Source organism: Klebsiella sp. M5al (assembly GCF_002090195.1).
GTDB lineage: Bacteria > Pseudomonadota > Gammaproteobacteria > Enterobacterales > Enterobacteriaceae > Klebsiella > Klebsiella grimontii.
On the sequence record NZ_CP020657.1, the window covers coordinates 4,313,735 to 4,338,112 of the forward strand.

Annotated in this window: 27 protein-coding genes; 11 read left to right on the forward strand and 16 right to left on the reverse strand. The window is 56.1% G+C overall.

The features are described 5' to 3' along the window. Positions 1–21: 21 nt before the first annotated feature. Positions 22–1,020, forward strand: coding sequence for a bile acid:sodium symporter family protein (locus BWI76_RS20615; RefSeq protein WP_004870798.1), 999 nt, complete (start codon positions 22–24; stop codon positions 1,018–1,020). On the opposite strand, the gene BWI76_RS20620 is transcribed toward BWI76_RS20615, so the two are convergent. From BWI76_RS20620 to zipA, 3 genes are all read right to left on the reverse strand, one after another. Further along, a complete protein-coding gene (locus BWI76_RS20620) occupies positions 1,017–1,235 on the reverse strand; it encodes a DUF3820 family protein (protein ID WP_004870796.1) in 219 nt (72 codons plus the stop codon). The two genes, BWI76_RS20615 and BWI76_RS20620, sit on opposite strands and share 4 nt — an antisense overlap. Beyond that, the gene (gene ligA, locus BWI76_RS20625; RefSeq protein WP_049099598.1) at positions 1,228–3,252 is read right to left on the reverse strand and encodes an NAD-dependent DNA ligase LigA; all 2,025 of its coding nucleotides are present in this window, start codon (positions 3,250–3,252) and stop codon (positions 1,228–1,230) included. The genes BWI76_RS20620 and ligA overlap by 8 nt, the downstream gene beginning before the upstream one ends. A gap of 74 nt (positions 3,253–3,326) precedes the next feature. After that, the gene (gene zipA, locus BWI76_RS20630) at positions 3,327–4,322 is read right to left on the reverse strand and encodes a cell division protein ZipA (protein WP_004870793.1); all 996 of its coding nucleotides are present in this window, start codon (positions 4,320–4,322) and stop codon (positions 3,327–3,329) included. 230 nt (positions 4,323–4,552) lie between these two features. Between zipA and cysZ the strand changes: the two genes are divergently transcribed. The 5 genes from cysZ (at position 4,553) to crr (ending at position 9,408) form a co-directional block, all read left to right on the forward strand. Next, on the forward strand, positions 4,553–5,314 hold the full coding sequence (gene cysZ, locus BWI76_RS20635; RefSeq protein WP_004870791.1) for a sulfate transporter CysZ: 762 nt from the start codon (positions 4,553–4,555) through the stop codon (positions 5,312–5,314). A 159-nt stretch (positions 5,315–5,473) separates the two neighbouring features. Then, positions 5,474–6,445, forward strand: a complete 972-nt coding sequence (gene cysK, locus BWI76_RS20640; protein ID WP_004870789.1) for a cysteine synthase A — start codon at positions 5,474–5,476, stop codon at positions 6,443–6,445. A 381-nt stretch (positions 6,446–6,826) separates the two neighbouring features. After that, complete coding sequence (gene ptsH / locus BWI76_RS20645) at positions 6,827–7,084, forward strand: phosphocarrier protein Hpr (protein ID WP_002913505.1); 258 nt, start codon at positions 6,827–6,829, stop codon at positions 7,082–7,084. Positions 7,085–7,128: 44 nt separating this feature from the next. Next, complete coding sequence (gene ptsI, locus BWI76_RS20650) at positions 7,129–8,856, forward strand: phosphoenolpyruvate-protein phosphotransferase PtsI (RefSeq protein WP_004870786.1); 1,728 nt, start codon at positions 7,129–7,131, stop codon at positions 8,854–8,856. A gap of 42 nt (positions 8,857–8,898) precedes the next feature. After that, positions 8,899–9,408, forward strand: coding sequence for a PTS glucose transporter subunit IIA (crr, locus tag BWI76_RS20655; protein ID WP_000522253.1), 510 nt, complete (start codon positions 8,899–8,901; stop codon positions 9,406–9,408). A gap of 42 nt (positions 9,409–9,450) precedes the next feature. On the opposite strand, the gene BWI76_RS20660 is transcribed toward crr, so the two are convergent. Both BWI76_RS20660 and pdxK read right to left on the reverse strand, forming a co-directional pair. Next, entirely contained in the window at positions 9,451–9,690 is a 240-nt protein-coding gene (locus tag BWI76_RS20660) for a hypothetical protein (RefSeq protein ID WP_004104337.1), read from the reverse strand. Further along, complete coding sequence (pdxK, locus tag BWI76_RS20665) at positions 9,687–10,553, reverse strand: pyridoxine/pyridoxal/pyridoxamine kinase (protein ID WP_004870781.1); 867 nt, start codon at positions 10,551–10,553, stop codon at positions 9,687–9,689. The genes BWI76_RS20660 and pdxK overlap by 4 nt, the downstream gene beginning before the upstream one ends. An 82-nt stretch (positions 10,554–10,635) precedes the next feature. On the opposite strand from pdxK, the gene ptsJ reads away from it, so the two are divergent. From ptsJ to BWI76_RS20680, 3 genes are read left to right on the forward strand one after another with little or no spacing between them, the layout of a single operon-like run. Next, positions 10,636–11,934 (forward strand): transcriptional regulator PtsJ, encoded by a 1,299-nt coding sequence (ptsJ, locus tag BWI76_RS20670; protein WP_049085971.1) that lies wholly within the window; start codon positions 10,636–10,638, stop codon positions 11,932–11,934. Between the two features lie 14 nt (positions 11,935–11,948). Then, on the forward strand, positions 11,949–12,656 hold the full coding sequence (locus BWI76_RS20675) for a GMP synthase (protein WP_004870773.1): 708 nt from the start codon (positions 11,949–11,951) through the stop codon (positions 12,654–12,656). 45 nt (positions 12,657–12,701) lie between these two features. Further along, complete coding sequence (locus BWI76_RS20680) at positions 12,702–13,106, forward strand: YybH family protein (protein WP_004870769.1); 405 nt, start codon at positions 12,702–12,704, stop codon at positions 13,104–13,106. Here the strand turns inward: BWI76_RS20680 and cysM are convergent. The 9 genes from cysM to BWI76_RS20725 all read right to left on the reverse strand — a co-directional run bounded on the left by cysM (position 13,103) and on the right by BWI76_RS20725 (position 20,657). Continuing rightward, a complete protein-coding gene (cysM, locus tag BWI76_RS20685; RefSeq protein ID WP_004870767.1) occupies positions 13,103–14,014 on the reverse strand; it encodes a cysteine synthase CysM in 912 nt (303 codons plus the stop codon). The two genes, BWI76_RS20680 and cysM, sit on opposite strands and share 4 nt — an antisense overlap. 118 nt (positions 14,015–14,132) lie before the next feature. Further along, positions 14,133–15,227 carry a sulfate/thiosulfate ABC transporter ATP-binding protein CysA gene (gene cysA, locus BWI76_RS20690; protein WP_004123374.1) on the reverse strand — a complete coding sequence of 365 codons (1,095 nt, stop codon included), beginning with the start codon at positions 15,225–15,227 and terminating at the stop codon, positions 14,133–14,135. Then, a complete protein-coding gene (cysW, locus tag BWI76_RS20695; RefSeq protein WP_004870763.1) occupies positions 15,217–16,092 on the reverse strand; it encodes a sulfate/thiosulfate ABC transporter permease CysW in 876 nt (291 codons plus the stop codon). Before cysW ends, cysA begins: the two co-directional genes overlap by 11 nt. Beyond that, the gene (gene cysT / locus BWI76_RS20700; protein ID WP_004123378.1) at positions 16,092–16,925 is read right to left on the reverse strand and encodes a sulfate/thiosulfate ABC transporter permease CysT; all 834 of its coding nucleotides are present in this window, start codon (positions 16,923–16,925) and stop codon (positions 16,092–16,094) included. The genes cysW and cysT overlap by 1 nt, the downstream gene beginning before the upstream one ends. Continuing rightward, positions 16,925–17,941: a thiosulfate/sulfate ABC transporter substrate-binding protein CysP gene (cysP, locus tag BWI76_RS20705; RefSeq protein WP_004870758.1), complete on the reverse strand. Its 1,017-nt coding sequence runs from the start codon at positions 17,939–17,941 to the stop codon at positions 16,925–16,927. Before cysP ends, cysT begins: the two co-directional genes overlap by 1 nt. 219 nt (positions 17,942–18,160) lie before the next feature. Continuing rightward, a complete protein-coding gene (locus BWI76_RS20710) occupies positions 18,161–19,060 on the reverse strand; it encodes a Dyp-type peroxidase (RefSeq protein ID WP_004870755.1) in 900 nt (299 codons plus the stop codon). Positions 19,061–19,156: 96 nt separating this feature from the next. Further along, a complete protein-coding gene (locus BWI76_RS20715) occupies positions 19,157–19,732 on the reverse strand; it encodes an RpoE-regulated lipoprotein (protein ID WP_004870754.1) in 576 nt (191 codons plus the stop codon). 63 nt (positions 19,733–19,795) lie between these two features. Further along, complete coding sequence (locus BWI76_RS20720) at positions 19,796–20,245, reverse strand: DUF2919 domain-containing protein (protein WP_004870752.1); 450 nt, start codon at positions 20,243–20,245, stop codon at positions 19,796–19,798. Further along, positions 20,232–20,657, reverse strand: a complete 426-nt coding sequence (locus BWI76_RS20725; RefSeq protein ID WP_004853033.1) for a GNAT family acetyltransferase — start codon at positions 20,655–20,657, stop codon at positions 20,232–20,234. The genes BWI76_RS20720 and BWI76_RS20725 overlap by 14 nt, the downstream gene beginning before the upstream one ends. Positions 20,658–20,868: 211 nt before the next feature. Between BWI76_RS20725 and amiA the strand changes: the two genes are divergently transcribed. Continuing rightward, complete coding sequence (amiA, locus tag BWI76_RS20735) at positions 20,869–21,744, forward strand: N-acetylmuramoyl-L-alanine amidase AmiA (protein WP_004870750.1); 876 nt, start codon at positions 20,869–20,871, stop codon at positions 21,742–21,744. Further along, positions 21,744–22,643 (forward strand): oxygen-dependent coproporphyrinogen oxidase, encoded by a 900-nt coding sequence (hemF, locus tag BWI76_RS20740; RefSeq protein WP_004870749.1) that lies wholly within the window; start codon positions 21,744–21,746, stop codon positions 22,641–22,643. The genes amiA and hemF overlap by 1 nt, the downstream gene beginning before the upstream one ends. Positions 22,644–22,776: 133 nt before the next feature. On the opposite strand, the gene eutR is transcribed toward hemF, so the two are convergent. Together eutR and eutK are read right to left on the reverse strand one after the other, a co-directional pair. Then, the gene (gene eutR / locus BWI76_RS20745) at positions 22,777–23,829 is read right to left on the reverse strand and encodes an HTH-type transcriptional regulator EutR (RefSeq protein WP_004870747.1); all 1,053 of its coding nucleotides are present in this window, start codon (positions 23,827–23,829) and stop codon (positions 22,777–22,779) included. Between the two features lie 48 nt (positions 23,830–23,877). Continuing rightward, positions 23,878–24,369: an ethanolamine utilization microcompartment protein EutK gene (eutK, locus tag BWI76_RS20750; protein WP_004870745.1), complete on the reverse strand. Its 492-nt coding sequence runs from the start codon at positions 24,367–24,369 to the stop codon at positions 23,878–23,880. Positions 24,370–24,378: the final 9 nt, after the last annotated feature.

A 24,378-nucleotide genomic window follows, 5' to 3' on the forward strand; every position in this document is an offset into this window, starting at 1 on the left:
CATCGATTTTCAGGAGCGTTTATGAAATTTTTCCGCATTCTTGATCCATTCACCCTAACGTTAGTCACCGTCGTCCTGCTGGCCTCCTTTTTTCCTGCGCGCGGCGGATTTGTCCCCTTCTTTGAACATTTAACCACCGCCGCCATCGCGCTGCTGTTCTTTATGCACGGCGCCAAGCTCTCCCGTGAGGCGATCGTTGCCGGGGGCAGCCACTGGCGTCTGCATCTCTGGGTTATGTGCAGCACGTTTATCGTTTTTCCCGTGCTTGGCGTGCTGTTCGCCTGGTGGGCGCCCGTTAACGTCGATCCGGCGCTCTATACCGGGTTTATTTATCTCTGCATTCTTCCCGCCACCGTCCAGTCGGCCATTGCGTTTACCTCTCTGGCGGGCGGCAACGTGGCGGCTGCGGTATGCTCGGCTTCGGCCTCAAGCCTGCTGGGGATCTTCATTTCGCCACTGCTGGTCGGCCTGTTGATGAATCTGCACGGCGCGGGCGGGAGTCTGGAGCAGGTCGGCAAGATTATGCTGCAGCTGTTGCTGCCGTTTGTGCTGGGACATCTCTCGCGTCCATGGATTGGCAACTGGGTGGCAAAACATAAAAAGTGGATCTCGAAAACCGACCAGACCTCCATCCTGCTGGTGGTCTATTCGGCGTTCAGCGAGGCGGTGGTTAACGGTATCTGGCACAAAGTCGGCGTTGGTTCGCTGCTGTTTATCGTTATTGTCAGCATCGTGCTGCTGGCGATTGTCATTGCTATCAACGTGTTTGTGGCGCGCCGGTGCGGGTTCAATAAAGCGGATGAAATTACGATTGTCTTCTGCGGGTCGAAGAAGAGCCTGGCGAACGGCATTCCGATGGCCAATATTCTCTTCCCGACCTCAATTCTGGGAATAATGGTGCTGCCACTGATGATCTTCCATCAGATTCAGCTTATGGTCTGTGCGGTGCTGGCGCGGCGCTATAAGCGCCAGGCCGAAGCGTTACAGGCGCAGGAGAAAAATCGCGCCTCCGAAGCCTAACGCGGACGCTTAAGGGGCTCGACCAGGCTGGTCAGCCCCTCCGTTTTAATCAATAGCGTTAATGCCATCAGCTCGCCAAGATGCCCGGCGGGAAATTGATCCTTACGGGCAAACCACAGCAAATACTCTTCCGGCACATCGATTAAGCGCCGCCCTTTGTATTTACCAAACGGCATTTCCGTATTGGCAATCTCAATAAGCTGCTCTTTATCCACGCGACTCTCCGAGCAGACGCAGCATTTCGTCTTCATCGATCACCGCAATCCCTAGCTCCTGCGCTTTGGCGAGCTTAGAGCCCGCCGCCTCCCCGGCGATAACCAGGTCGGTCTTCTTCGACACGCTGCCCGCCACCTTCGCGCCGAGCGCAACCAGCCGGGCTTTCGCATCATCACGGGAGAGCTGACTCAGGCTACCGGTCAGAACCACCGTTTTGCCGGCAAAGGGGCTATCGATCTCTTCCGCATTGACCACCACCGGCGCCGGCCAGCGGACGCCTTCTTTACGCAGCTGAGCAATCACTTCGCGATTGCTCTCTTCGGCAAAGAAATTACGCACGTGCGTGGCGACCACAATCCCGACATCGGGCACTTTTTGCAGATCGTCAATTGAAGCCTGCTCCAGCGCCTCAATGGTGCCAAAGTGGGCCGCTAAACCGGCTGCCGTCGCCTCACCCACTTCGCGGATCCCCAGCGCGTAAAGGAAACGAGCAAAGGTGGTCTCTTTTGACTTCTCCAGCGCATCCACCACGTTTTGCGCTGATTTTGGCCCCATGCGATCGAGCCCGGTAAGCTTACCCGGCGTCAGTTGAAAGAGATCGGCAGGCGTATGCACGTACTCTTTTTCAACCAGCTGATCGATGATTTTATCGCCCATTCCCTCCACGTCCAGGGCGCGACGGGAGACAAAATGCTTGAGCGCTTCTTTACGCTGGGCGCCGCAGATCAGACCGCCGGTACAGCGGGTCACCACTTCGCCTTCTACGCGTTCAACGTCGGAATGACATACCGGGCAATGGGTGGGAAACACGATTTCACGCGTCTCCTCCGGGCGTTCTGAGAGAACGACGTTCACGACCTGAGGGATAACATCACCGGCGCGGCGAATAACCACCTTATCGCCGATGCGCAGCCCCAGACGCTCGATTTCATCAGCATTATGCAGCGTCGCGTTGCTGACCAGGACGCCGGCGACCTGTACCGGCTCCAGACGCGCTACCGGCGTGATGGCGCCGGTACGCCCGACCTGAAACTCGACATCGCGCACGAAAGTCATCTGCTCCTGGGCCGGAAACTTAAACGCCACCGCCCAGCGCGGCGCGCGGGCCACGAAGCCAAGCTGTTCCTGAAGCGCAAGCGAATCCACTTTGATAACCACACCGTCAATATCAAACCCCAGATTCGGCCGATCTTCTTCAACCTTGCGATAGTAAGTAAGCACTTCCTCTGGAGAATGGCAGAGCTTTACGCGCTCGCTGACCGGCAGTCCCCAGAACTTAAACTGCTGCAAGCGCGCTGAGTGGCTTCGCGGCAGCTCGCCGCCTTCCAGCACGCCCACGCCGTAGCAAAAGAAAGTGAGTGGACGCTTCGCGGTAATCCGCGGATCGAGCTGGCGTAAAGAACCTGCAGCGGCGTTTCGCGGGTTAGCAAATACCTTCCCGCCGGTTCGCCGCGCCTCTTCATTGATTTTTTCGAACCCCGCCTGCGGCAGGAAAACCTCTCCACGAACCTCAAGCCGCTGCGGAATATTGTCGCCGCGAAGCTTCAGAGGGATAGCGCGAATGGTGCGTACGTTGGAGGTGATATCTTCACCGGTCGTTCCATCGCCGCGGGTCGCCGCCTGTACCAGCAAGCCGTTTTCATACAGGATACTGACCGCCAGGCCATCCAGCTTGAGCTCACAGCAGTAGGTCAGATCATCGGTATTTTTCAACCGATCCTGAACGCGCTTATTAAACGCAAGGAAGCTCTCTTCATCGAAAACGTTATCCAGCGACAGCATCGGCACTTCATGGCGAATCTGGCTGAATGCGGCTAGCGGTGCGGCGCCGACGCGCTGGGTAGGTGAATCGGGCGTAATCAATTCAGGATGTTGAGCTTCCAGTTCACGTAGTTCACGCATCAGCCGATCGTATTCAGCATCAGGAATTTCCGGCGTATCCATGACGTGGTACAGGTATTCATGATGGCGAAGCGTGGTTCGCAGTTCAGTCAGTTTTTGTTCGTTCGATTCCATATCACACCATCAATGATAAAAAACCCCCGACGGGCGGGGGTTCAGGATGAGTAGATGAAACGCAAGAAGATGAATCAGGCGTTAGCCTCTTTCACTTCACGAATACGGTCTTGATATTCGCGCAGTTTTTGCGGCGTCATCATCCGACGCTGATCGTCTAGCACTACGCCGCCGACTTCATCGGCAATGTACTGCGCGGACTGCAGCATCAGCTTAAAGTTTTGCAGTTCATCGCCAAAGGACGGAACCTGCATAAAGATAGTTACCCCAGGCGTCATCATATCCGCCATGCTGTCCGGATTGAAGGTGCCGGGCTTAACCATATTGGCCAGGCTGAAGAGCACCTGACCGCTGCCGTCAGGGCTGAGGTGGCGATGGAAGATATTCATATCGCCAAATTTGAAACCCGCCTGCTGGATGCTGTTGATTAACAGCTCGCCGTTAAGCTGCGAACCGTGGTGCGCGGCGACGTTCATCACGATGACCGTCTCCTTACGCTCTTTAGGCTGCGGCGCGGCCTGCTGCGGCTCAGGGGCCTGAGGTTCTGGCGTCGGCTGAAGCTCTGGAGCGATGGCGGGTTGTTGAACCGGCTGCTGCACATGCTGAACGGGTTGCTGTGGCTGCGGAGGCTGTACCGGCTGCATTACCGGCTGCTGAGGCGGCACGGCGTGATGCGGTTGCTGAACCGGGGCCTGCGGGCGAACAGGCTGTTGTTGCGGCGGCTGCGCTGCACGGACAGGCTCTTCCGGGCGCACAGGTGGCTGCTGCGCCTGACGCTCATAAGGAGGCTGATACTGGTGCTGCGGCTGACGAGGTGCTTCATGCTCCCCATGAACGCCATTCGGCGCATGACTGGCCCGATGAACCCGGACTTCACCAACGCCTTCAACATCGTCATTAAAGTCGTCGCTTTCCGACTCTTCATCGTCGCGTGACTTCATACGTTTCAGTGGGCGATCGCGAAACATCGAGGAGCGCTCTTTACGGCTGGTCCAAAAACCGTGCACCAGTAAAGCGATTATGGCGATCGCGCCAACAATGATTAATATCAGACGCAAATCCTGCATCATTATATTCTCTGTTGTTCTAACACCTTGCCACCACGGCAAACATTTACTCACTAAGAGTATTTGCCGATTACATCAAGTGCAAGTGCGTCTGGGGCTTTCACTACATAAAGATGAACTAAATCGTGCTTTTTGCTGTTTTTTCGAACATTTCCTAACTGGTTATTGTCTGCTAACCCGATAAAATAGCCCGGCATTCAGCCTGGATGTCAAAAAAGGAGCATTACCTGACTATGGTTTCATCATCCGTAACGACCCCGCGCAGTGGCGTCTACTACTTTTCGCAGGGTTGGAAGCTGATCGGGCTGCCGGGGATCCGTCGATACGTATTCCTCCCTTTGCTCGTCAACATTATTCTGATGGGCGGCGCATTCTGGTGGTTGTTCACGCGTCTGGGCAGTTGGATCCCCTCTTTGATGAGCCATGTTCCTGAATGGCTGCAATGGCTTAACTATCTGCTGTGGCCCATGGTGGTCATTTCTATACTGCTTGTCTTCGGCTACTTCTTCTCGACAATCGCCAACTGGATTGCCGCCCCCTTTAGCGGCCTGCTGGCCGAGCAGCTTGAAGCGCGCCTGACGGGCGCGACGCCGCCGGACGTCGGGATTTTCGGCATCATGAAAGATGTGCCGCGCATCATGAAGCGTGAGTGGCAGAAGTTCGCCTGGTATCTCCCGCGGGCCATCGTTCTGCTGATCCTTTACTTCATTCCCGGTATCGGCCAGACCATAGCTCCCGTGCTGTGGTTCCTGTTCAGCGCCTGGATGCTGGCGATTCAGTACTGCGATTATCCTTTTGATAACCATAAGGTGCCGTTTAAAACGATGCGCCAGGCGCTGCGCACGCGTAAAGTGACCAATATGCAGTTTGGCGCCTTAACCAGCCTGTTTACCATGATCCCGATACTGAACCTGGTGATACTGCCCGTCGCTATTTGCGGCGCGACGGCAATGTGGGTCGACTGCTACCGCGACAAACACGCGATGTGGAAGTAGCGCTATCGCTTTCGGAGCGGCTTATGCCGCTCCTTATTACTTCTGGCTTGTCATTATTTCTCTTCCGAATATAGATATGCTAAATCCTTACTTCCGCATATTCTTTAAGCGGGTATGCTGAAGCCGTACTCCCAAATTTCATACAGTTAAGGACGGGCCATGAGTAAGATTTTTGAAGACAACTCCCTGACTATCGGCCATACGCCGCTGGTACGACTGAACCGCATCGGTAACGGGCGCATCCTGGCAAAGGTAGAATCTCGTAACCCGAGCTTTAGCGTAAAATGCCGTATCGGTGCCAATATGATTTGGGATGCCGAAAAACGCGGCGTGCTGAAACCCGGCGTTGAGCTGGTGGAACCGACCAGCGGTAATACCGGTATCGCTCTGGCCTACGTGGCTGCGGCGCGCGGTTATAAACTGACGCTGACGATGCCGGAGACCATGAGCATCGAACGCCGCAAGCTGCTGAAGGCCCTGGGCGCCAATCTGGTGCTGACCGAAGGCGCTAAAGGCATGAAAGGCGCCATCCAGAAAGCCGAAGAGATTGTCGCCAGCAATCCGGAGAAATTCCTGCTGCTGCAGCAGTTCAGCAACCCGGCCAACCCGGAAATTCATGAAAAAACCACCGGCCCGGAAATCTGGGAAGATACCGATGGTCAGGTTGACGTCTTCATCTCCGGCGTCGGTACTGGCGGTACGCTGACCGGCGTGAGCCGCTATATCAAAGGCACCAAGGGTAAAAAAGATCTGATTACCGTTGCCGTTGAACCCACCGATTCCCCGGTTATCGCCCAGGCGCTGGCAGGCGTTGAGCTGAAGCCCGGCCCGCATAAAATTCAGGGTATTGGCGCAGGCTTTATCCCAGGCAACCTGGATTTGAAGCTGGTGGATAAAGTGGTTGCGATCACCAACGAAGAAGCCATTTCCACCGCGCGCCGCCTGATGGAAGAGGAAGGCATTCTGGCCGGGATCTCTTCTGGCGCCGCCGTTGCCGCTGCGCTGAAGCTGCAGCAGGATGAATCCTTTACCAATAAGAATATTGTGGTTATCCTACCTTCTTCAGGTGAGCGCTATTTAAGCACCGCATTGTTTGCCGATCTTTTCACTGAGAAAGAACTGCAACAGTAATGCCAGCTTGTTAATATCGTGTAAAAAAGCACCTTTTCAGGTGCTTTTTTGTGGCGCACATCAAACTTTTACCCCTCCTGGCATTGATTCACTTCGTTGGGTCTGGTATTTAACCAGCACATTTATTTCGATGCGCGAAATTATTCCGATTTGGATTTCCATAAGCTGAATCGATTTTATGATTTGGTTCAAGTCTTCCTTTAGCGGCATAATGTTTAATGACGTGGTAGACGTTAACGGCCTGAAGGTTTCCACAGCGATTCGCTGCTGCTGGTGCCGGAGCCGGATACGTGATGCCGGCGCTAACGATACAGGCTAAAGTTTGGCCGTTAGGCTAAACTTTAGGTCCACAACACTAAACCTATAAGTTGGGGAAATATAATGTTCCAGCAAGAAGTTACTATTACCGCTCCGAACGGTCTGCACACCCGCCCTGCTGCTCAGTTTGTTAAAGAAGCAAAAGGCTTCACTTCTGAGATCACTGTAACCTCCAACGGCAAAAGCGCCAGCGCCAAAAGCCTGTTCAAACTGCAGACTCTGGGCCTGACCCAGGGCACCGTTGTGACTCTCTCTGCCGAAGGCGAAGATGAGCAGAAAGCAGTTGAGCATCTGGTTAAACTGATGGCTGAACTCGAGTAAGTTCACGGGTTCTTTTTAATATCAGTCACAAGTAAGGTAGGGTTATGATTTCAGGCATTTTAGCATCCCCGGGTATCGCTTTCGGCAAAGCTCTTCTGCTGAAAGAAGACGAAATTGTCATCGACCGGAAGAAAATTTCTGCCGATAAGGTTGATCAGGAAGTTGAACGTTTTCTGAACGGCCGCACCAAGGCCTCCGCCCAGCTGGAGGTCATCAAAACCAAAGCTGGTGAAACTTTCGGTGAAGAAAAAGAAGCCATCTTCGAAGGGCACATCATGCTGCTGGAAGATGAGGAGCTTGAGCAGGAAATCATAGCCCTGATTAAAGATAAGCATATGACTGCCGATGCGGCAGCCAATGAAGTTATCGAAGGTCAGGCTACTGCCCTGGAAGAACTGGATGACGAATACCTGAAAGAGCGTGCGGCTGACGTACGCGACATCGGTAAGCGCCTGCTGCGCAACATCCTCGGTCTGGCCATCATCGATCTGAGCGCGATTCAGGATGAAGTTATTCTGGTTGCCGCTGACCTCACTCCGTCTGAAACCGCGCAGCTGAACCTGAACAAGGTGCTGGGTTTCATTACCGACGCGGGCGGTCGTACTTCCCACACCTCCATCATGGCGCGTTCCCTTGAACTGCCGGCCATCGTGGGCACCGGCAGCGTGACCAGCCAGGTGAAAAACGGCGACTATCTGGTTCTCGACGCGGTGAATAATCAGGTTCTGGTTAACCCGAGCGACCAACAAATCGAAGAACTGCGCAACCTGCAGGCTCAGGTCGCTGAAGAAAAAGCGGAACTGGCTAAGCTGAAAGACCTGCCGGCCATCACGCTGGACGGCCATCAGGTTGAAGTCTGCGCCAACATCGGTACCGTACGCGACGTTGAAGGTGCCGAGCGTAACGGTGCAGAAGGCGTTGGCTTATATCGTACAGAATTCCTGTTCATGGACCGCGACTCGCTGCCAACTGAAGAAGAACAGTTCGCCGCTTACAAAGCCGTTGCCGAAGCGTGCGGCTCGCAGGCGGTTATCGTTCGCACCATGGACATCGGCGGCGACAAAGAGCTGCCGTACATGAACTTCCCGAAAGAAGAGAACCCGTTCCTCGGCTGGCGCGCGGTGCGCATCGCCATGGATCGCAAAGAGATTCTGCGTGACCAGGTTCGTGCAATCCTGCGTGCTTCCGCTTTCGGTAAACTGCGCATCATGTTCCCGATGATCATCTCTGTTGAAGAAGTGCGTGCACTGAAAAAAGAGATCGAAATCTACAAACAGGAACTGCGCGACGAAGGTAAAGCTTTTGATGAGTCCATTGAGATTGGCGTGATGGTGGAAACCCCAGCCGCTGCGACAATTGCTCGTCACTTAGCCAAAGAAGTTGATTTCTTTAGTATCGGTACCAATGATTTAACGCAGTATACTCTGGCAGTTGACCGTGGTAATGATATGATTTCACATCTTTACCAGCCAATGTCCCCGTCCGTGCTGACGCTGATTAAGCAAGTTATTGATGCTTCTCATGCTGAAGGCAAATGGACTGGCATGTGCGGTGAGCTTGCGGGCGATGAACGTGCTACACTTCTGTTGCTGGGTATGGGTCTGGACGAGTTCTCTATGAGCGCCATTTCCATCCCGCGCATCAAGAAGATTATCCGTAACACGAACTTCGAAGATGCGAAAGTATTAGCAGAGCAGGCTCTTGCTCAACCGACAACGGACGAGTTAATGACGCTGGTTAACAAGTTCATTGAAGAAAAAACAATCTGCTAATTCACGAGATGCGCGGCCCAAATTACTGCTTAGGAGAAGATCATGGGTTTGTTCGATAAATTGAAATCTCTGGTTTCTGATGACAAAAAAGACACCGGAACTATTGAGATTGTTGCCCCGCTCTCTGGCGAGATCGTCAACATTGAAGACGTGCCGGATGTAGTTTTCGCGGAAAAAATTGTGGGTGATGGCATTGCTATCAAACCTACTGGCAACAAAATGGTTGCGCCGGTAGATGGTACCATCGGTAAAATTTTTGAAACCAACCATGCTTTTTCAATCGAATCTGATAGCGGCATCGAGCTGTTCGTTCACTTCGGTATTGATACCGTTGAACTGAAAGGCGAAGGCTTCAAACGTATCGCTGAAGAAGGCCAGCGTGTGAAAGTCGGCGACCCGGTTATCGAATTCGATCTGCCGCTGCTGGAAGAGAAAGCCAAGTCTACCCTGACTCCGGTTGTTATCTCCAACATGGACGAGATCAAAGAGCTGATCAAACTGTCCGGTAGCGTAACCGTGGGTGAAACGCCGGTTATCCGCATCAAGAAGTAATTCTTGCCGCAGAAGAATGGCGCCTCTCAGGGCGCCATTTTTTTATCTCGCCGCTTTAAACGGCCGATAGCACTTCTCCCGCGAAAGTATTTTCATCCCCTCAGGGCCGCTTTCCAGAATCCGCTTCTCGCTGTCAGAAACCTGTAAATCACACTGATATCCGCCCACGGCGCCAAATAGCGACCCCACTTCGCAAACATCTTCCAGCGCTTCGCTGCCGGTCGTCTCAAAATGACCGACGACTCTTCCCTGCTGGCGCACCACTAAGCGATAGCTCTTCATACTCCCTCCCCTCGCGGCGGCAGAATGAGCTCATCGCAGCCCTGTTCCTCGGTCCATGTCATGACCGCCAGCACCCGCTGCGCGGCGGCTTTAGCGGCATCGCCCAGCGGTATCCCGCAAACCAGGCCGCTCGCCAGTTCGGCGCAAAAAAGGTCGCCCGTTCCCTTAAGGTCGGTTTCTACACGCGGATGTTCGATCACCTCGACCGACTCTGCGCTAACCACCAGCACGTTGATCGTGGCGCTATCCGCTCCCGGCGCGCTGGTAATAACCACCCATTGCAGTGAATCAGAGAGCAGACTACGGGCGGCAATAATCGCCTCCTGCTGATGATGACAAGGCAGGCCGCTTAGCGTCTCCAGCTCAAACAGATTGGGCGTGATCCCCTGAGCCAGCGGGAGCAAATGCGTACGATAGGCTTCAGGGATCTCGGCCTTGACGTAGATACCGCTATCCACATCGCCAATGACGGGATCAACGAGAATACACAGTTCAGGACGCTGCTCGCGAATGCGCTGCAGCCATTGCGCCAGACGCTTAATCTGCACGGCGCTGCCCATATAGCCGGTCGTTACCGCCCGCAGCTCGCGGAGCGCGTCACGCTCCTCCAGCGCCTTTAAATAACCGGCAAACCACTCTTCCGGGATCACCCCGCCGTAGTAGGTATCGTAATGCGGCGTATTGCTAAACAGCACCGTCGGCACCGCCATCACCCGCAGGCCGTGCTGCTTTATCGCCGGTATCGCAATACTGTTGCCTACGCTGCCGTAAACCACCTGCGACTGCACGGCCACAATATCGACCTGCAGCGCACGGCTTTTATCGCTAAAGAGCACCGATTGTATTTCATCTTGCTGATCCATCCTTTCTCCTCCCGCTGGACAGCGAGTCAGACTCTGATTATCATTCGTCCTATGCTAAAATTCATTTTGTCATAGGTCAATAATGATCGTTGGAAAAACTGCCAGTGAGATCTTCGATAATATCCGCCATCTGGTACAAAGCGGCGCGCTCAAGCCTGGCGATATTTTGCCGCCGGTCCGCGAGCTGGCGGGCAAGCTGGCGGTTAACCGCAATACCGTCGCTGCCGCCTATAAGCGCCTGGTAACCTCCGGTCTGGCCGTCAGTCAGGGGCGTAATGGCACCGCCATTAAAACGCATAATACTCTTCCCGCCCTTGAAGGGGGCGATCCCTCTTCCCCGCTGAAGGATATTTCCAGCGGCAATCCCGATCCCGCTCGCCTGGCGAACCTCAAGCACTCCCTCGGCGCGATTGCTTTAGCGCCACGTCTGTACGGCGATGCGGCGGTTGAGCCCCGGCTGGCCGCGTGGGCCAGTCGCTGGGTTAACCCGGATCTGGAGATGGACGCCGAGATTAACCTCGCCAGCGGCGCCGTCGATGCGCTTGAGCGCCTGCTATGCGCCCTGTTGCTGCCCGGCGATAGCGTGGCCATTGAAGATCCCTGCTTTCTCAGCAGCATCAATATGCTGCGCTATGCCGGTTTTCACCCTTCGCCGGTGCCGGTCGACGGGGAAGGCATGCAGCCTGAGCCCCTTGAAGAGGCGCTGCGCAACGGCGCCCGGGCGGTCATTATCACCCCGCGCGCGCACAATCCGACCGGCTGTAGCCTCAGCGAATCCCGCGCCCGGGCAATACGCGAAATACTGGCCCGCTATCCGCAGGTTCTGGTGATTGTTGACGATCATTTCGCGCTGCTCTCCGCCACGCCCTGGTACTCCCCTATCGCCGCGGAAAGCCAGCGTTGGGCGCTGGTACGCTCCCTGTCAAAAACCCTGGGGCCGGATATACGTCTGGCCATCGTCGCCAGCGACGCCGACACGTCGGCGGCGCTGCGCCTCAGGCTTAATTCCGGTAGCCAGTGGGTCAGCCATCTGTTGCAGGATCTGGTCATCGCCTGCCTTAACGACAACGCCTTTATGGCCTCTCTGGCGGAAACCCGGCGCCACTATCGTCAACAGCATGAAAAGCTGATTGCCGCCCTCGCCAGCCGCGGAATCACCCACCTGACGCCAGGAGACGGGCTTAATTTTTGGTTCCCGCTGGAGGAGCCGAGTCAGCCGGTGGCGCTTCGTCTGGCGCACGCCGGCTGGCTGGTTCGCGAAGGCGAAACGTTCGGTATCCGCGAACCAGCGCACGGGCTACGGCTGTCGCTTGCGACGCTAAGCGAGAATGAAATTAATAAGCTCGCCAATGACTTATACCAGATATTACAACAACAGTGACGGGAGTTAACGCTATGCAGATCCACTTTATCGTCCATGAAGTCTTTGAAGCGCCGGGAGCTTACCTGCGCTGGGCGCAGGCGCGCGGCTACGGTATCAGCTGGTCTCGGGTATATGCGGGAGATGCGCTCCCGGAAAACGCCAACGCCTTTGATATGCTGGTTGTGCTCGGCGGCCCGCAGTCGCCGCGCACCACATTAACTGAGTGCCCCTGGTTTGATAGCCACGCCGAGCAGCGTTTGATTGCGCAGGCCATTGCCGCAGGACGGATCGTGGTGGGGATTTGCCTCGGCTCGCAGCTTATCGGTGAAGCGCTGGGCGCGCCGGTCATGCAGAGCCCGGAAAAAGAGGTCGGCCACTATCCCATCACGCTCACCACCGCGGGCCTGCAGGATGACAAACTGGCCCATTTTGGCCCCTCGCTGGTCGTCGGCCACTGGCATAACGATATGCCGGGCCTGACGCCAGAGGCGGAAGTGATGGCCTCCAGCGAAGGCTGCCCGCGGCAAATTGTGAAATACAGCGACCGGGTCTATGGCTTCCAGTGCCACATGGAGTTTGACGCTGAGGTCATCGAGCTGCTTATCGCCCATTCACAGCAGGAGCTTAGCGCCGCCAGAGGCAGGCGTTTCATTCGTAGTGAACAGGAGATGCGCGCCTGGGATTATCGCGAAATGAATGAGAAGCTATGGGTGTTCCTTGATAAGCTGACGGCAAAGTAAGCAAAACGCTTTTATTCAAGCCCGACAATGCGAGAATCGCCACAAATGCACAATCCCAACCCACAGCTTAAAGCCGCCATCGAAGCCTGCGATCGCGCTATCTCCCAGGAAGATTACGCGACACTGATGGAGTATTACGCTGAAGACGCCGCGCTGGTCGTCAAACCAGGCATGGTGGCCAGAGGCAAAGAAAATATCCGCAACGCGTTTATCGCCATTGCCGACTATTTTCAGCACCGGCTGGTGGTGACGCAGGGAAAAATGGAGATCATCGAAGGCGGCGGCAATGCGCTGGTGATTATGGAAACCCGGCTGGATATCCCGACGGAAGCCGGGATAACACAGGTCACGCGGCGCGCAACCTATGTCTTTCGTCAGCAGGGCGAACGCTGGCTCTGCACCGTGGATAACTCCTACGGTACCGACCTGCTCGACGCGCCCGAGGTTTAAATTCCCGCGCCCTGGGTAAAATGCTCTTCGCCAAATACACCGGTAGAAAGGTAGCGATCGCCGCGATCGCAAACGATCGCCACCACTACCGCGCCGGGATTTTCGCGGGCAACGCGCAATGCGCCCACCACCGCGCCGCCGGAACTGACGCCGCAGAAAATCCCTTCCTTCACCGCCAGCATCCGCATGGTGTTTTCGGCATCCTGTTGATGGATATCGAGCACCACGTCCACCAGCTGCGCGTTAAAAATGCCCGGCATATATTCGGCAGGCCAGCGGCGAATGCCGGGAATACTGCTCCCCTCTTCCGGCTGCAGTCCGACGATGCTCACCGCTTTATCCTGCTCGCGCAGAAAACGCGATACGCCGGTAATGGTGCCGGTGGTGCCCATGCTGGAGACAAAATGGGTGATCCGCCCGTCAGTCTGCCGCCAGATTTCCGGCCCGGTGGTGGTGTAGTGCGCGTACGGGTTATCAGGATTGTTGAACTGATCCAATAGCTTGCCTTCGCCGCGCTGGGCCATTGCTAACGCTAAGTCACGCGCGCCTTCCATTCCCTGCTCTTTCGTCACCAGAATCAGCTCCGCGCCGTAGGCGCGCATGGCGGCACGGCGCTCCTGGCTCATGTTGTCCGGCATCAGCAGCTTCATCTGATAGCCTTTAAGCGCGGCGATCATCGCCAGCGCAATGCCGGTGTTGCCGCTGGTCGCTTCAATCAGCACATCACCGGGCTTAATCTCTCCGCGCTTTTCAGCCTCGACAATCATCGACAGCGCCGCTCTGTCTTTCACCGAGCCCGCGGGATTGTTGCCTTCGAGTTTGACCCATATTTCGCTGCCGTTGTCCGGCCCCATGCGCTGCAGTTTGACCAGAGGAGTATTGCCGATGGTGTATTCGAGTGTATTCACGATTTCTACTCAATAAAAAAGCCGGGTGGCGCTTCGCTTACCCGGCCTACAAGACGCAGTGATTACTGTAGGCCCGATAGGCGAAGCGCCACCGGGCGATAAACTACGCAATAAGCTATCAGGCCGATTCAGCCAGAGCAAGCTCCTCGCGCGGCTCAATACGTTCATTGCCGTTGTACAGACGCGCGTTCTGCAGGCCAACAAACAGGCGTTCCCCGCGATGCGGCGCGTCTTCACCCTGATGCACCACGGTTAGCGGTTCGTCATACCACCCGAGAGGCTGCACAACTAATTGGGTGTAGTGGCCTTTCGGGCTCGCTTCCAGCACCTGTACCGGCAGCGGCGAATCCAGGCTGGTGCGACGGCTGATGTCCACTTCCCACGGACGCAGGAACAGATCGACCGGCCCCTGGTACGCCGGGGTATAGCCCAACGGCCAGCGATGCGCGCCGACGTGGAACTGACCGCCGCGAAGGGTTCCCTTCAGGCGGTTAACTTCGCCCATGAACTCCAGCACAAAACGCGTGGCCGGCTCGCGCCATACCCGATCGGGCGCATCGGCCTGTTCGATATTGCCCTGGCTCATGACCACCACGCGATCGGCCACTTCGGTCGCCTCTTCCTGATCGTGCGTAACAAATACGCTGGTAAACTTCAGCTCTTCGTGCAGCTGACGCAGCCAGCGTCTCAGTTCTTTACGGACCTGGGCGTCCAGCGCGCCAAAAGGTTCATCCAGCAGCAGAATCTGCGGTTCAACCGCCAGCGCGCGCGCTAACGCGACGCGCTGCTTCTGCCCGCCGGAAAGCTGGGCCGGATAGCGATCCGCCAGATGCGCCAGCTGGACCATCTCCAGCAGCTTGGTGACTTTTGCCTTGATGCCGGCAGCATTCGGTCGTTCACGACGCGGCAGTACCGTCAGGCCGAAGGCGATATTGTCGAACACCGTCATATGGCGAAACAGCGCGTAGTGCTGGAACACGAAGCCGACTTTACGGTCACGCGCATGCACGCGGCTGACGTCGGTACCGTGAAAACGGATATGGCCGCTGGACTGATTTTCCAGCCCGGCGATGATACGCAGCAGCGTGGTTTTCCCGGAGCCTGACGGCCCCAGCAGCGCGACCATCTGTCCGGAGGGGATATCCAGCGAGATATCATTCAGCACCTGCGTGCGACCAAAAGACTTCTTAATATTGGCAATCTCAATGCTCATGATTTCCCTCCAGTTGCGCGCGTTTTTCCTGATTGGCCAAACGCCATTGCACCATACTCTTCAAAAACAGGGTCAAAATAGCCATTAACGTCAGCAGTGCGGCGGCGGTAAACGAACCGACGGAATTGTAATCCTGCTCCAGTAGTTCAATTTGTAGCGGCAGCGATAAGGTTTCGCCGCGGATTGAGCCGGAAACCACCGACACGGCGCCGAATTCACCGATCGCGCGGGCGTTAGTCAGCACCACGCCGTAGAGCAGCGCCCAGCGAATATTGGGCAGCGTAACCCGGCGGAACATCTGCCAGCCCGACGCGCCGAGCAGAATCGCCGCCTCATCTTCATTGCTGCCCTGGCTCATCATCACCGGCACCAGTTCGCGGACCACAAACGGACAGGTCACAAAAATGGTCGCCAGGACCATGCCCGGCCAGGCAAACATAATCTGCAGGTTATGCTCATCGAGCCAGCCGCCCAGCGGACCGTTAGAACCGTAAAACAGCAAATAAACCAGGCCCGCCACCACCGGCGAGACGGCAAACGGTATATCCAACAGCGTCAGCAGCAGCTGACGGCCTGGAAAGGTAAAGCGCGTCACCAGCCACGCCAGCAGCGTACCGAAAACCAGGTTTACCGGTACGGTAATCAAGGCAATCATGACCGTTAGCCAAATGGCGTGCAGCATGTCCGGGTCTGCAAGGTTTTGCAGTACCGGCATCAGGCCTTTGCTAAAGGCCTGCACGAAGATATAGACCATCGGCACAATCAGGATGAAGGCAGAAACCAGCACCCCAACACCTATCAGAAACCATTTTCCCCAGTTAATGCGGGGAGCGTCATAACGCTTCAATTGAGCAACGATCGCCATTAATGACCTACCACGCGTCGACCAAAGCGACTTTGCAGAGTGTTAATCGAGTACAGCAGCAGCAGCGAGGCCGCGAGGATCACCGAAGCAATCGCGCTCGCCGCCGGGTAATCAAACTCCTGCAAACGGATAAAAATCATCAGCGAGGTCACTTCCGTTTTCCACGCAATGTTGCCGGCGATAAAAATCACCGCGCCAAACTCACCGAGGCTGCGGGTAAAGGACAGCGCAACGCCCGCCATCAGCGCCGGGGAGAGCTCCGGCAGCACCACCTTGCGAAAGCTCTGCCAGCGCGTGGCGCCCAGGGTTTCCGCCGCTTCTTCATATTCCGGGCCCAACTCTTCCAGCACCGGCTGCACGGTACGCACCACAAACGGGATGCTGGTAAAGGCCATCGCCACCGCGATACCGAGCCACGTATAGGTGACTTTAATATCAAATTTCGCCAGCCACTCGCCGTACAGCCCGTTCACGGAGAAGAGCGACGCGAGGGTTAAGCCGGCAACGGCCGTCGGCAGCGCAAACGGCAAATCCATCAGAGCATCCAGCAGCGTGCGGCCCGGGAAGCGGTAGCGGGTTAAGATCCACGCCATCAGCAGGCCGAAGACGCCGTTAAAAATCGACGCCACAAACGCCGAGAGTAGCGTCACTTTATAGGCCGCCACCACCTGCGGGTTGGTGACCACATCCCAGTACTGCGCCCAGCTCATCTGGGCAAGCTGCATCACCAGCGCGCTGAGCGGCAACAACAGGATCAGGCAGACGAACAGCAGGCTGGTCCCGAGGCTTAAGGTAAAGCCCGGCAGCACGCGTTTAGTCGATACTGCAAACATTACTTACGCCCCGCCGCCAGCAGTTTGTCCAGCTCGCCGCCGCTGGTAAAGTGGGTTTTCATCACTTCCGGCCAGGAACCAAATTTATCTTCCACGCGGAACAGATCGGTCTGCGGGAATTTATCTTTCAGTTTGTTCATCACGTCCGGGTTATTCACGCGATAGGAGTAATCGGTGATGATGGTCTGCGCCTGCGGGCTATAGAGCCAGTTCAGGTAGGCTTTCGCCGCTTTCTCTGTTCCGTTGGCCTGCACGTTTTTATCCACCCAGGCGACCGGGAATTCCGCGAGGATATTGGTTTTAGGAATGACTACCTCAAAGCCCTGATCTTCGTACTGTTTCCGAATGTTATTTACTTCAGATTCAAAGCTAATCAGCACATCGCCAAGCCCACGCTCGGCAAAGGTGGTGGTTGCGCCGCGCCCGCCGGTATCAAACACTTCGACGTTTTTCAGAAACTGGGTCATAAACTGCTCGGTTTTCGCTTTATCACCGCCGTCAGCTTTGTCCGCCGCGCCCCACGCCGCCAGGTAGGTGTAACGGGCATTGCCGGAGGTTTTCGGGTTCGGGAAAATGAGCTTCACATCGGAACGCACTAAATCATTCCAGTCGTGGATATTTTTCGGGTTACCTTTACGCACCAGGAATCCCATCGTCGAGTAAAACGGCGAGCTGTTATTCGGCAGACGGCTTTGCCAGTCCGCCGGGATCAGTTTGCCTTTGTCGTGCAGAATCTGGACGTCGGTCACCTGATTGTAGGTCACCACGTCGGCCTTAAGCCCCTGCAGAATCGCCAGCGCCTGTTTTGATGACCCGGCATGAGATTGTTTAATCGTCAGCTTATCGCCGCCGTTATCTTTCGCCCACTGCTGTTCAAACTGCGGGTTAAGGGCGGCAAACAGCTCGCGGGAAACATCGTAAGAACTGTTCAGCAGTTCCGTCGCCTGCGCCTGCGCGACCAGCAGCACAGAAGCAGCCAGCGCCAGATATCCTTTTGTTAATGATTTAACGGCCATTGCGCACCCTTATCAATATGATGATTTTCTGCTGATCATCATATTTATAACGGCTATGAAAGGAGTAACGGTTTTATATACCGTTTGGCGATTTGGAAGTCGAAAAGAGAATAAGGAAATGGCAAAGCTTATCTGAATCACGCATCCAGAACCGGAAACCGTTCGACGCTTGCCTGCCGCGCCGAACGGTTTCCTCCCCTTGTGGGGAGAGGGGAAATCTTACAGCGCCAGCAGTCTATCCAGCGAAGGCGCGAAGTAGTATCCGCCGGTCACCGGTTTGGTAAAACGCAGCATCGCATCGCGCTTACCGTCGGTATCGCCGAACATGCTCAGCAGCTGCTGCTCAATGTTGTACAGACGGGCGCAGTAGGCGCAAAAGTAGAGGCCGTGGGTACCGCTGGCGGTGCCGTACGGCAGGCTCTGACGGACAATCTTCAGCCCTTTTCCCTCTTCTTTCAGATCCACGCGGCTCAGGTGAGAGGTGTCCGGACGATCGTCGCCGTCAATCTCTTCGTTGGCTTCTTTGGTGCGGCCAATCATCATCTCCTGGTCAGGAACGCTCATGCGATTAAGCTGCTTGAGGTTGTGCTCCCAGCGCTGCACGAATACGTAGCTGCCGCCCGCATCGACGCCATCCTGAATCACCGCCACTTCACGGCGCGTCTCTTCGCCGGCCGGGTTTTCAGTACCGTCGACAAAGCCGCTCAGATCGCGCTCTTCAATCCAGCGAAAACCATGAATCTCTTCTTTAACATCAACTACTGCGCCAAAAGCGGACATAGCCGCCTGCGCCACAGAGAAGTTCAGTTCATGCTGCGCGGAGAGAATGTGGATCAGCACATCGTACTGGGTCGACGGCGCCAGACCTTTGCCGTAGGCCGGAAAGTCTTTTAGCTCTTCGGCCCCAACGCCGCCGCTCAGCTGACGCCAGACGTTATGACCAAAAGCCACCACCGCCCCCAGCTTCGCTTGCGGGTATTTCGCCTGAAAGGTGGCTAACTTATCGACAAACACTTTGCTGGCTTCACGCAGGGCGTCAACATCGCCTTTGACATTTGCTTCAATCCAAATCGCCGCACGGCAATGTTCCGGCAAAATGCCGCTCTGAACCTGAGACATCGCTCCTCCTGAAAAATAGGACAGCCACCACGCTGTGGCTTTTTTAAGGCGCTATTGTACCCGCTTTTTCAGGACCTCGAATCACTTCAGATCAAATTAGCGGCGCCAGATAATCTTGCTCACTTTCCAGTTCTTCAGCGTGTCGTCGGAAGGCATTAACTCTTCAGGACCGTTCCAGTTGCCGGTAAAAGCATAGCTAATATGCTGGCTGCCCTCGGCCTTGCATTCCACCACGGCACCGTTGTCATTGCTGCCTTTTTGGCAGTTGCCAAACGCCTTGCTGTAGATATCGCTGAACGGGGTACCGATTTTCACGCCGCTGGCGGCTTTGATATTGCTATCGCGCACGTCGATGCGGCTGATAGTCCCGCTCTCGCCGTTGATGGTCAGCGCGACCTTGTCATCTTTTAACGCTTCGAAGTAGCGCACAATATTACCGTTAGCCGTTTTCATGCCGCTGCGCAGGCGGTAGCTGCTGCCGAGCGCATCGCCGATCGCCTGTTCGCTCAGCGGCGTTGACGCCGTCAGGTTGCCTACGCCCTGTTCGGTCACTTCCGTGGAGGAGCCAAACCAGTTCCACGGATAGGCCGCCGACCAGTTCACCGAGCTCATCGTCGAGCAGCCGGTTAAAGCCAGCGGTAGTGCGCAGAGAAGTAAACGTAGCGATTTCATGACTGAGTGTCCTTTCTGATTTATTCAACGCATGTTGGAGTGCGCGATCGGCAAAAAGTGCCGTTAAACCTGTTCTTCGCGAAAACAGGCCTTCAGCCGACGGCTGCTCAACAGCCACCAGAGCGCGTAAAGATCCGCCGCCAGCAGGCCGATGGTCACCGCCGAGGGCGATTCGCCGCTCATCCACAGCAGCGGTTGCCAGACCAACAGCAATAGCTGGGAAAGCGCCAGCAGCCAGCGCATCAGGGGCCAGAGCCGGGGAAAGCGCTGACGATGCCCGCTAATGATAAACGCCAGCACCGCCGGGATGCCGGGAAGCAACCCCAGCCAAAAATTATCGTGGTCCGGATAAAACAGATTCAGCAGCGCGTCGCCCTGCTGGCGCGACGCGCCGGCCATCAGAAATAGCACCCACGTCCGCGCCTGAAGCAGCAGCACGCACCAAAAAAGAAACGGTAAACGCAGGCGGCCGTGGGTATCAAAATCGGCGGGGATAAACTCAGTATTCTTCATCTTCAATTAGGCGCTTGCCGAGGCACAGCACGTCTGAATGCTCATAGCCAAGGCGTTCGTACATTCCCTGCACCACATCATTATCTTCGCGTACCATAATGTTTATTTTCGGGCAGCCGCGGGCAATCAGCTTTTTCTCCAGCCGATTAAGCAGCGCGTTAGCAATACCGCGTCCGCGATATTCAGGATGCACCCCCAGATAATAAGCAGACCCGCGATGACCGTCATAACCGCCCATCACCGTGCCGACCACTTCCCCGTTAACCTCGGCGACCAGGAACAGGCTGGCATCGTGATTCAGCTTACGTTCAATATCCATTTCCGGATCGTTCCATGGGCGCAGGAGATCGCAACGCTCCCACAGGGTAATGACCTCTTCGAAATCTTGCTGGCGAAAAACGCGTATCTCCATGGTATTCCCCACCATTGACGGTTAAAAACAGAGATTATGGCGCGATTGTGCCCGATAGCCAATATCAGGCGCAATGAGCCGCAAAAAATGGCATAATATGACTTTGTCATGTATTGAAATGAAAAGTAAAACAATTCTTATTTTGAATGGTCGTATCAGAAAACACGATACGATATAACATTGGTTACCACTTGTTTGCAATTCAGGCCGAATGAGCACTTTTAAACCTTTAAAAATACTTGCTTCGCGCCGCCAGGTGCTGAAAGCCGGGCTGGCAGCAATCACGCTTTCAGGGATCGCCTCACAGGCCAGCGCGAAAGAACAACAGCCATTGAAGACATCCAATGGGCACAGCAAACCCGCAGCGAAGAAAAAAGGCGCCAAACGCGTCGTGATGCTCGACCCGGGCCATGGCGGTATCGACACCGGTGCTATCGGCCATAACGGTTCAAAAGAGAAGCACGTGGTGCTGGCGATCGCCAAAAACGTACGCAGCATCCTGCGCAGCAACGGTATCGATGCGCGCCTGACGCGCAGCGGCGACACCTTTATTCCGCTCTATGACCGCGTGGAGATCGCCCACCAGCACGGCGCCGATCTCTTTATGTCAATTCACGCTGACGGCTTCACCAACCCGAGCGCGGCCGGCGCCTCCGTTTTCGCCCTTTCCAACCGCGGCGCCAGTAGCGCCATGGCAAAATATCTCTCGGATCGAGAAAACCGGGCAGATGAAGTGGCCGGCAAGAAAACGACGGATAAAGACCATCTATTGCAGCAAGTGCTGTTCGACCTGGTACAAACTGATACCATTAAAAACAGCCTGACGCTCGGCTCGCATATCCTGAAAAAGATTAAGCCGGTGCATAAGCTGCACAGCCGCAATACCGAACAGGCGGCGTTCGTGGTGCTGAAATCGCCGTCGATTCCGTCGGTACTGGTGGAGACATCGTTTATTACCAATCCGAACGAAGAAAAACTGCTCGGCACCACCGCGTTCCGGCAGAAAATCGCCACGGCGATTGCCAACGGCATTATCAGCTATTTCCACTGGTTCGATAACCAGAAAGCCCACTCGAAGAGACGTTAATGAGACCCGATGCGCACCAGGTAAAAGCCTTCCTTCTTCAGCTCCAGGATGCTATCTGCCAACAGCTCAGCGCCGTTGACGGCGACGAATTTGTCGAAGATAGCTGGCGGCGGGAAGGCGGCGGCGGCGGGCGCAGCCGGGTGCTGCGCGATGGCGGGATCTTTGAGCAGGCTGGCGTGAATTTTTCGCACGTGCACGGCGATGCGATGCCGGCTTCCGCTACCGCTCACCGTCCTGAGCTGGCTGGCCGCAGCTTTGAAGCGATGGGCGTATCGCTGGTCGTGCATCCGCGCAGCCCCTATATCCCCACCAGCCATGCCAACGTGCGTTTCTTTATCGCGGAAAAACCGGGCGCCGATCCGGTATGGTGGTTCGGCGGCGGCTTCGATTTAACCCCCTACTACGGCTTTGAAGAAGATGCCGTTCACTGGCATCGTACCGCCCGCGATCTGTGCCAGCCCTTTGGCGAAGACGTTTATCCGCGTTATAAAAAGTGGTGCGATGACTACTTCTTTCTCAAACACCGTAACGAGCAGCGCGGCATCGGCGGCCTGTTTTTCGATGATTTGAATGCCCCCAGCTTCGACCATTGCTTCAACTTTATGCAGGCGGTGGGTAACGGCTATACCGAGGCGTATTTGCCGATTGTCGAGCGACGCAGGGAAATAGCCTGGGGTGAACGCGAGCGGGATTTTCAGCTCTACCGTCGCGGGCGCTACGTGGAGTTTAACCTGGTATGGGATCGCGGCACCCTGTTCGGCCTGCAAACCGGCGGCCGCACCGAATCCATCCTGATGTCGATGCCGCCGCTGGTACGCTGGGAATATAACTACCAGCCGGCAGCGGATAGCCCGGAAGCGGCGCTAGGCGAGTTCATTCAGGTGCGCGACTGGGTATAAAATTGCCTGATGGCGCGGTTCATAGGCCGGATAAGGGGTTTACGCCGCCATCCGGCGCTGTTTTTCCCGATGGCGCTACGCTTATCAGGCCTACGATAACGGCACGAAACGCCATCCGGTAAATCAATCGCCATCACGCCCACTGCCGCATCCGCTGATGCAGCGTCAGCGACGGTTTCTCGGCGAACAGCTGCTGATAATCGGTGGCGAACTGGCCCAAATGCCAGAATCCCCACTGCATTGCGGCATCCTTAACCGTGGCGCTCTGCGACCACGGGCTGATCAGCTCCCGGCGCACCGCGTTTAACCGTATACGCTTCAGCCACGCGTTCGGCCCTATTCCGAGAATCGCGTGAAACGCGTTTTGCAGCGTGCGGCGGCTAACGTACAGCTGATTACACAGGTCGAGAACGGTCAGCGGCTCCGACATATTCTCCAGTACATACTCCCGCGCCCGGGACAGCAGCCGCCGGTAGCTCTGATGGCTGATGCTCTCGGCGGTGACGATCGGTTGGGCCTCCTCCAGCATCGCCCCCATCGCCAGCAGCAGATTATCGCCCAACACTTTGCGCACCGCGGGCTGATGCAGGTTTTCCGGATTCTCGCTGAACGTCGCCAGCGCCTGCTGCACGAAGCCCCACAGCGCCGCTTTATGCTGCTCTTTAACTTCCAGCGCCGACTGGTTACGCAGCATATGCAGCACTCTTTCCGGGTGATGCAGGAAGCCCGCGTGGCGGGTAATCACGTCCTCTGAAATGACCACCCCAAGGATGGTGTAATCGTCCGGGGTACTGAGTTCGAACTCCGTGCCGCCGGGCCGGGTAGCGATTTCGGCGCTGCCGAGGCACTGCGAGCCAATAAATCCCTGCTCGCCGCGGGTGGCCGGAATACCGAACCAGAACGAGTTAGGCCACACCAGGCAGGACTGGCGCAGCGCCAGACCGGTATATTCACGAAAGACCTGAATATCATCGAGCAGGATTTCAGTAAATTCACCGTGGAATTTCCCCGGATGAAGCTGATCGTAAATCTGCTGCCAGGCGGTAATCGTCAGGGCATGTTCATAGACATCGGTGGTTCGCCGCTGGTGGACGTTGTCCACCTCGACCATCGGCGTTAGCTTAACGTCTTCGGGTAATGCTTCATGATAAAGATGGTGCAGGTTGACCGGTGTTTTCTTTTTCATGATCTTTTAAACCGGGAGCGTTTTCACGCTCCCGGCACCTCCGACAGGTTAATTTTTTAAGCGATAGCGGCTACTGCGTTTACGCAACGCTCCGGTAGAAAACAGCTGCTCCAGCGCCTTCCTGGCTTTCTCAAGCGACCAGTCGAAATGCGCGGCCACTTCCCCGGCCGTCATTCCCTGACGCGCCGACGCCAGCAGCGTCAGTAAGGGCGCGGAGGATTCCGCTTCCTCGGACCGCTCAGGCGGCTCGGGCGCTTTCGGCGGTCGTTGAAAGCCGCCGATCAGCCACTGGGTATCCTCTTCCGGGCGACCGATCTCCCGACGGCTAATAACGCGCCCCGTACGCTGCGCCGCAGCGCTGCCGGCATCCAACGCCGCCCGGCATGCCGCCAGGTCGCCTTCCACCACCAGCGTCAGCCTGCCGGGGTCGAGGACCTCATGGCTGAGCAGCCGCACGTTGGCCGCCTTCAGCATCGCATCCGCCGCGTCAACGGCGGCGACCATACCGTCCACTTCCAGTAATCCCAGGGCGTTGATCATCGCTTCCCC

What these genes read in the sequence shown, in the direction of transcription:
- BWI76_RS20715 (WP_004870754.1), bottom strand. Translation starts at nt 19,732, where the DNA reads ATGAAATCGCTACGTTTACTTCTCTGCGCACTACCGCTGGCTTTAACC.
- BWI76_RS20660 (WP_004104337.1), bottom strand. Translation starts at nt 9,690, where the DNA reads ATGAAGAGCTATCGCTTAGTGGTGCGCCAGCAGGGAAGAGTCGTCGGT.
- amiA (WP_004870750.1), top strand. Translation starts at nt 20,869, where the DNA reads ATGAGCACTTTTAAACCTTTAAAAATACTTGCTTCGCGCCGCCAGGTG.
- zipA (WP_004870793.1), bottom strand. Translation starts at nt 4,322, where the DNA reads ATGATGCAGGATTTGCGTCTGATATTAATCATTGTTGGCGCGATCGCC.
- ptsJ (WP_049085971.1), top strand. Translation starts at nt 10,636, where the DNA reads ATGATCGTTGGAAAAACTGCCAGTGAGATCTTCGATAATATCCGCCAT.
- ligA (WP_049099598.1), bottom strand. Translation starts at nt 3,252, where the DNA reads ATGGAATCGAACGAACAAAAACTGACTGAACTGCGAACCACGCTTCGC.
- BWI76_RS20680 (WP_004870769.1), top strand. Translation starts at nt 12,702, where the DNA reads ATGCACAATCCCAACCCACAGCTTAAAGCCGCCATCGAAGCCTGCGAT.
- eutR (WP_004870747.1), bottom strand. Translation starts at nt 23,829, where the DNA reads ATGAAAAAGAAAACACCGGTCAACCTGCACCATCTTTATCATGAAGCA.
- cysK (WP_004870789.1), top strand. Translation starts at nt 5,474, where the DNA reads ATGAGTAAGATTTTTGAAGACAACTCCCTGACTATCGGCCATACGCCG.
- cysZ (WP_004870791.1), top strand. Translation starts at nt 4,553, where the DNA reads ATGGTTTCATCATCCGTAACGACCCCGCGCAGTGGCGTCTACTACTTT.
- BWI76_RS20615 (WP_004870798.1), top strand. Translation starts at nt 22, where the DNA reads ATGAAATTTTTCCGCATTCTTGATCCATTCACCCTAACGTTAGTCACC.
- cysW (WP_004870763.1), bottom strand. Translation starts at nt 16,092, where the DNA reads ATGGCGATCGTTGCTCAATTGAAGCGTTATGACGCTCCCCGCATTAAC.
- crr (WP_000522253.1), top strand. Translation starts at nt 8,899, where the DNA reads ATGGGTTTGTTCGATAAATTGAAATCTCTGGTTTCTGATGACAAAAAA.
- cysP (WP_004870758.1), bottom strand. Translation starts at nt 17,941, where the DNA reads ATGGCCGTTAAATCATTAACAAAAGGATATCTGGCGCTGGCTGCTTCT.
- ptsI (WP_004870786.1), top strand. Translation starts at nt 7,129, where the DNA reads ATGATTTCAGGCATTTTAGCATCCCCGGGTATCGCTTTCGGCAAAGCT.
- cysT (WP_004123378.1), bottom strand. Translation starts at nt 16,925, where the DNA reads ATGTTTGCAGTATCGACTAAACGCGTGCTGCCGGGCTTTACCTTAAGC.
- pdxK (WP_004870781.1), bottom strand. Translation starts at nt 10,553, where the DNA reads ATGGATCAGCAAGATGAAATACAATCGGTGCTCTTTAGCGATAAAAGC.
- BWI76_RS20675 (WP_004870773.1), top strand. Translation starts at nt 11,949, where the DNA reads ATGCAGATCCACTTTATCGTCCATGAAGTCTTTGAAGCGCCGGGAGCT.
- hemF (WP_004870749.1), top strand. Translation starts at nt 21,744, where the DNA reads ATGAGACCCGATGCGCACCAGGTAAAAGCCTTCCTTCTTCAGCTCCAG.
- BWI76_RS20710 (WP_004870755.1), bottom strand. Translation starts at nt 19,060, where the DNA reads ATGTCTCAGGTTCAGAGCGGCATTTTGCCGGAACATTGCCGTGCGGCG.
- ptsH (WP_002913505.1), top strand. Translation starts at nt 6,827, where the DNA reads ATGTTCCAGCAAGAAGTTACTATTACCGCTCCGAACGGTCTGCACACC.
- BWI76_RS20725 (WP_004853033.1), bottom strand. Translation starts at nt 20,657, where the DNA reads ATGGAGATACGCGTTTTTCGCCAGCAAGATTTCGAAGAGGTCATTACC.
- eutK (WP_004870745.1), bottom strand. Translation starts at nt 24,369, where the DNA reads ATGATCAACGCCCTGGGATTACTGGAAGTGGACGGTATGGTCGCCGCC.
- BWI76_RS20720 (WP_004870752.1), bottom strand. Translation starts at nt 20,245, where the DNA reads ATGAAGAATACTGAGTTTATCCCCGCCGATTTTGATACCCACGGCCGC.
- cysA (WP_004123374.1), bottom strand. Translation starts at nt 15,227, where the DNA reads ATGAGCATTGAGATTGCCAATATTAAGAAGTCTTTTGGTCGCACGCAG.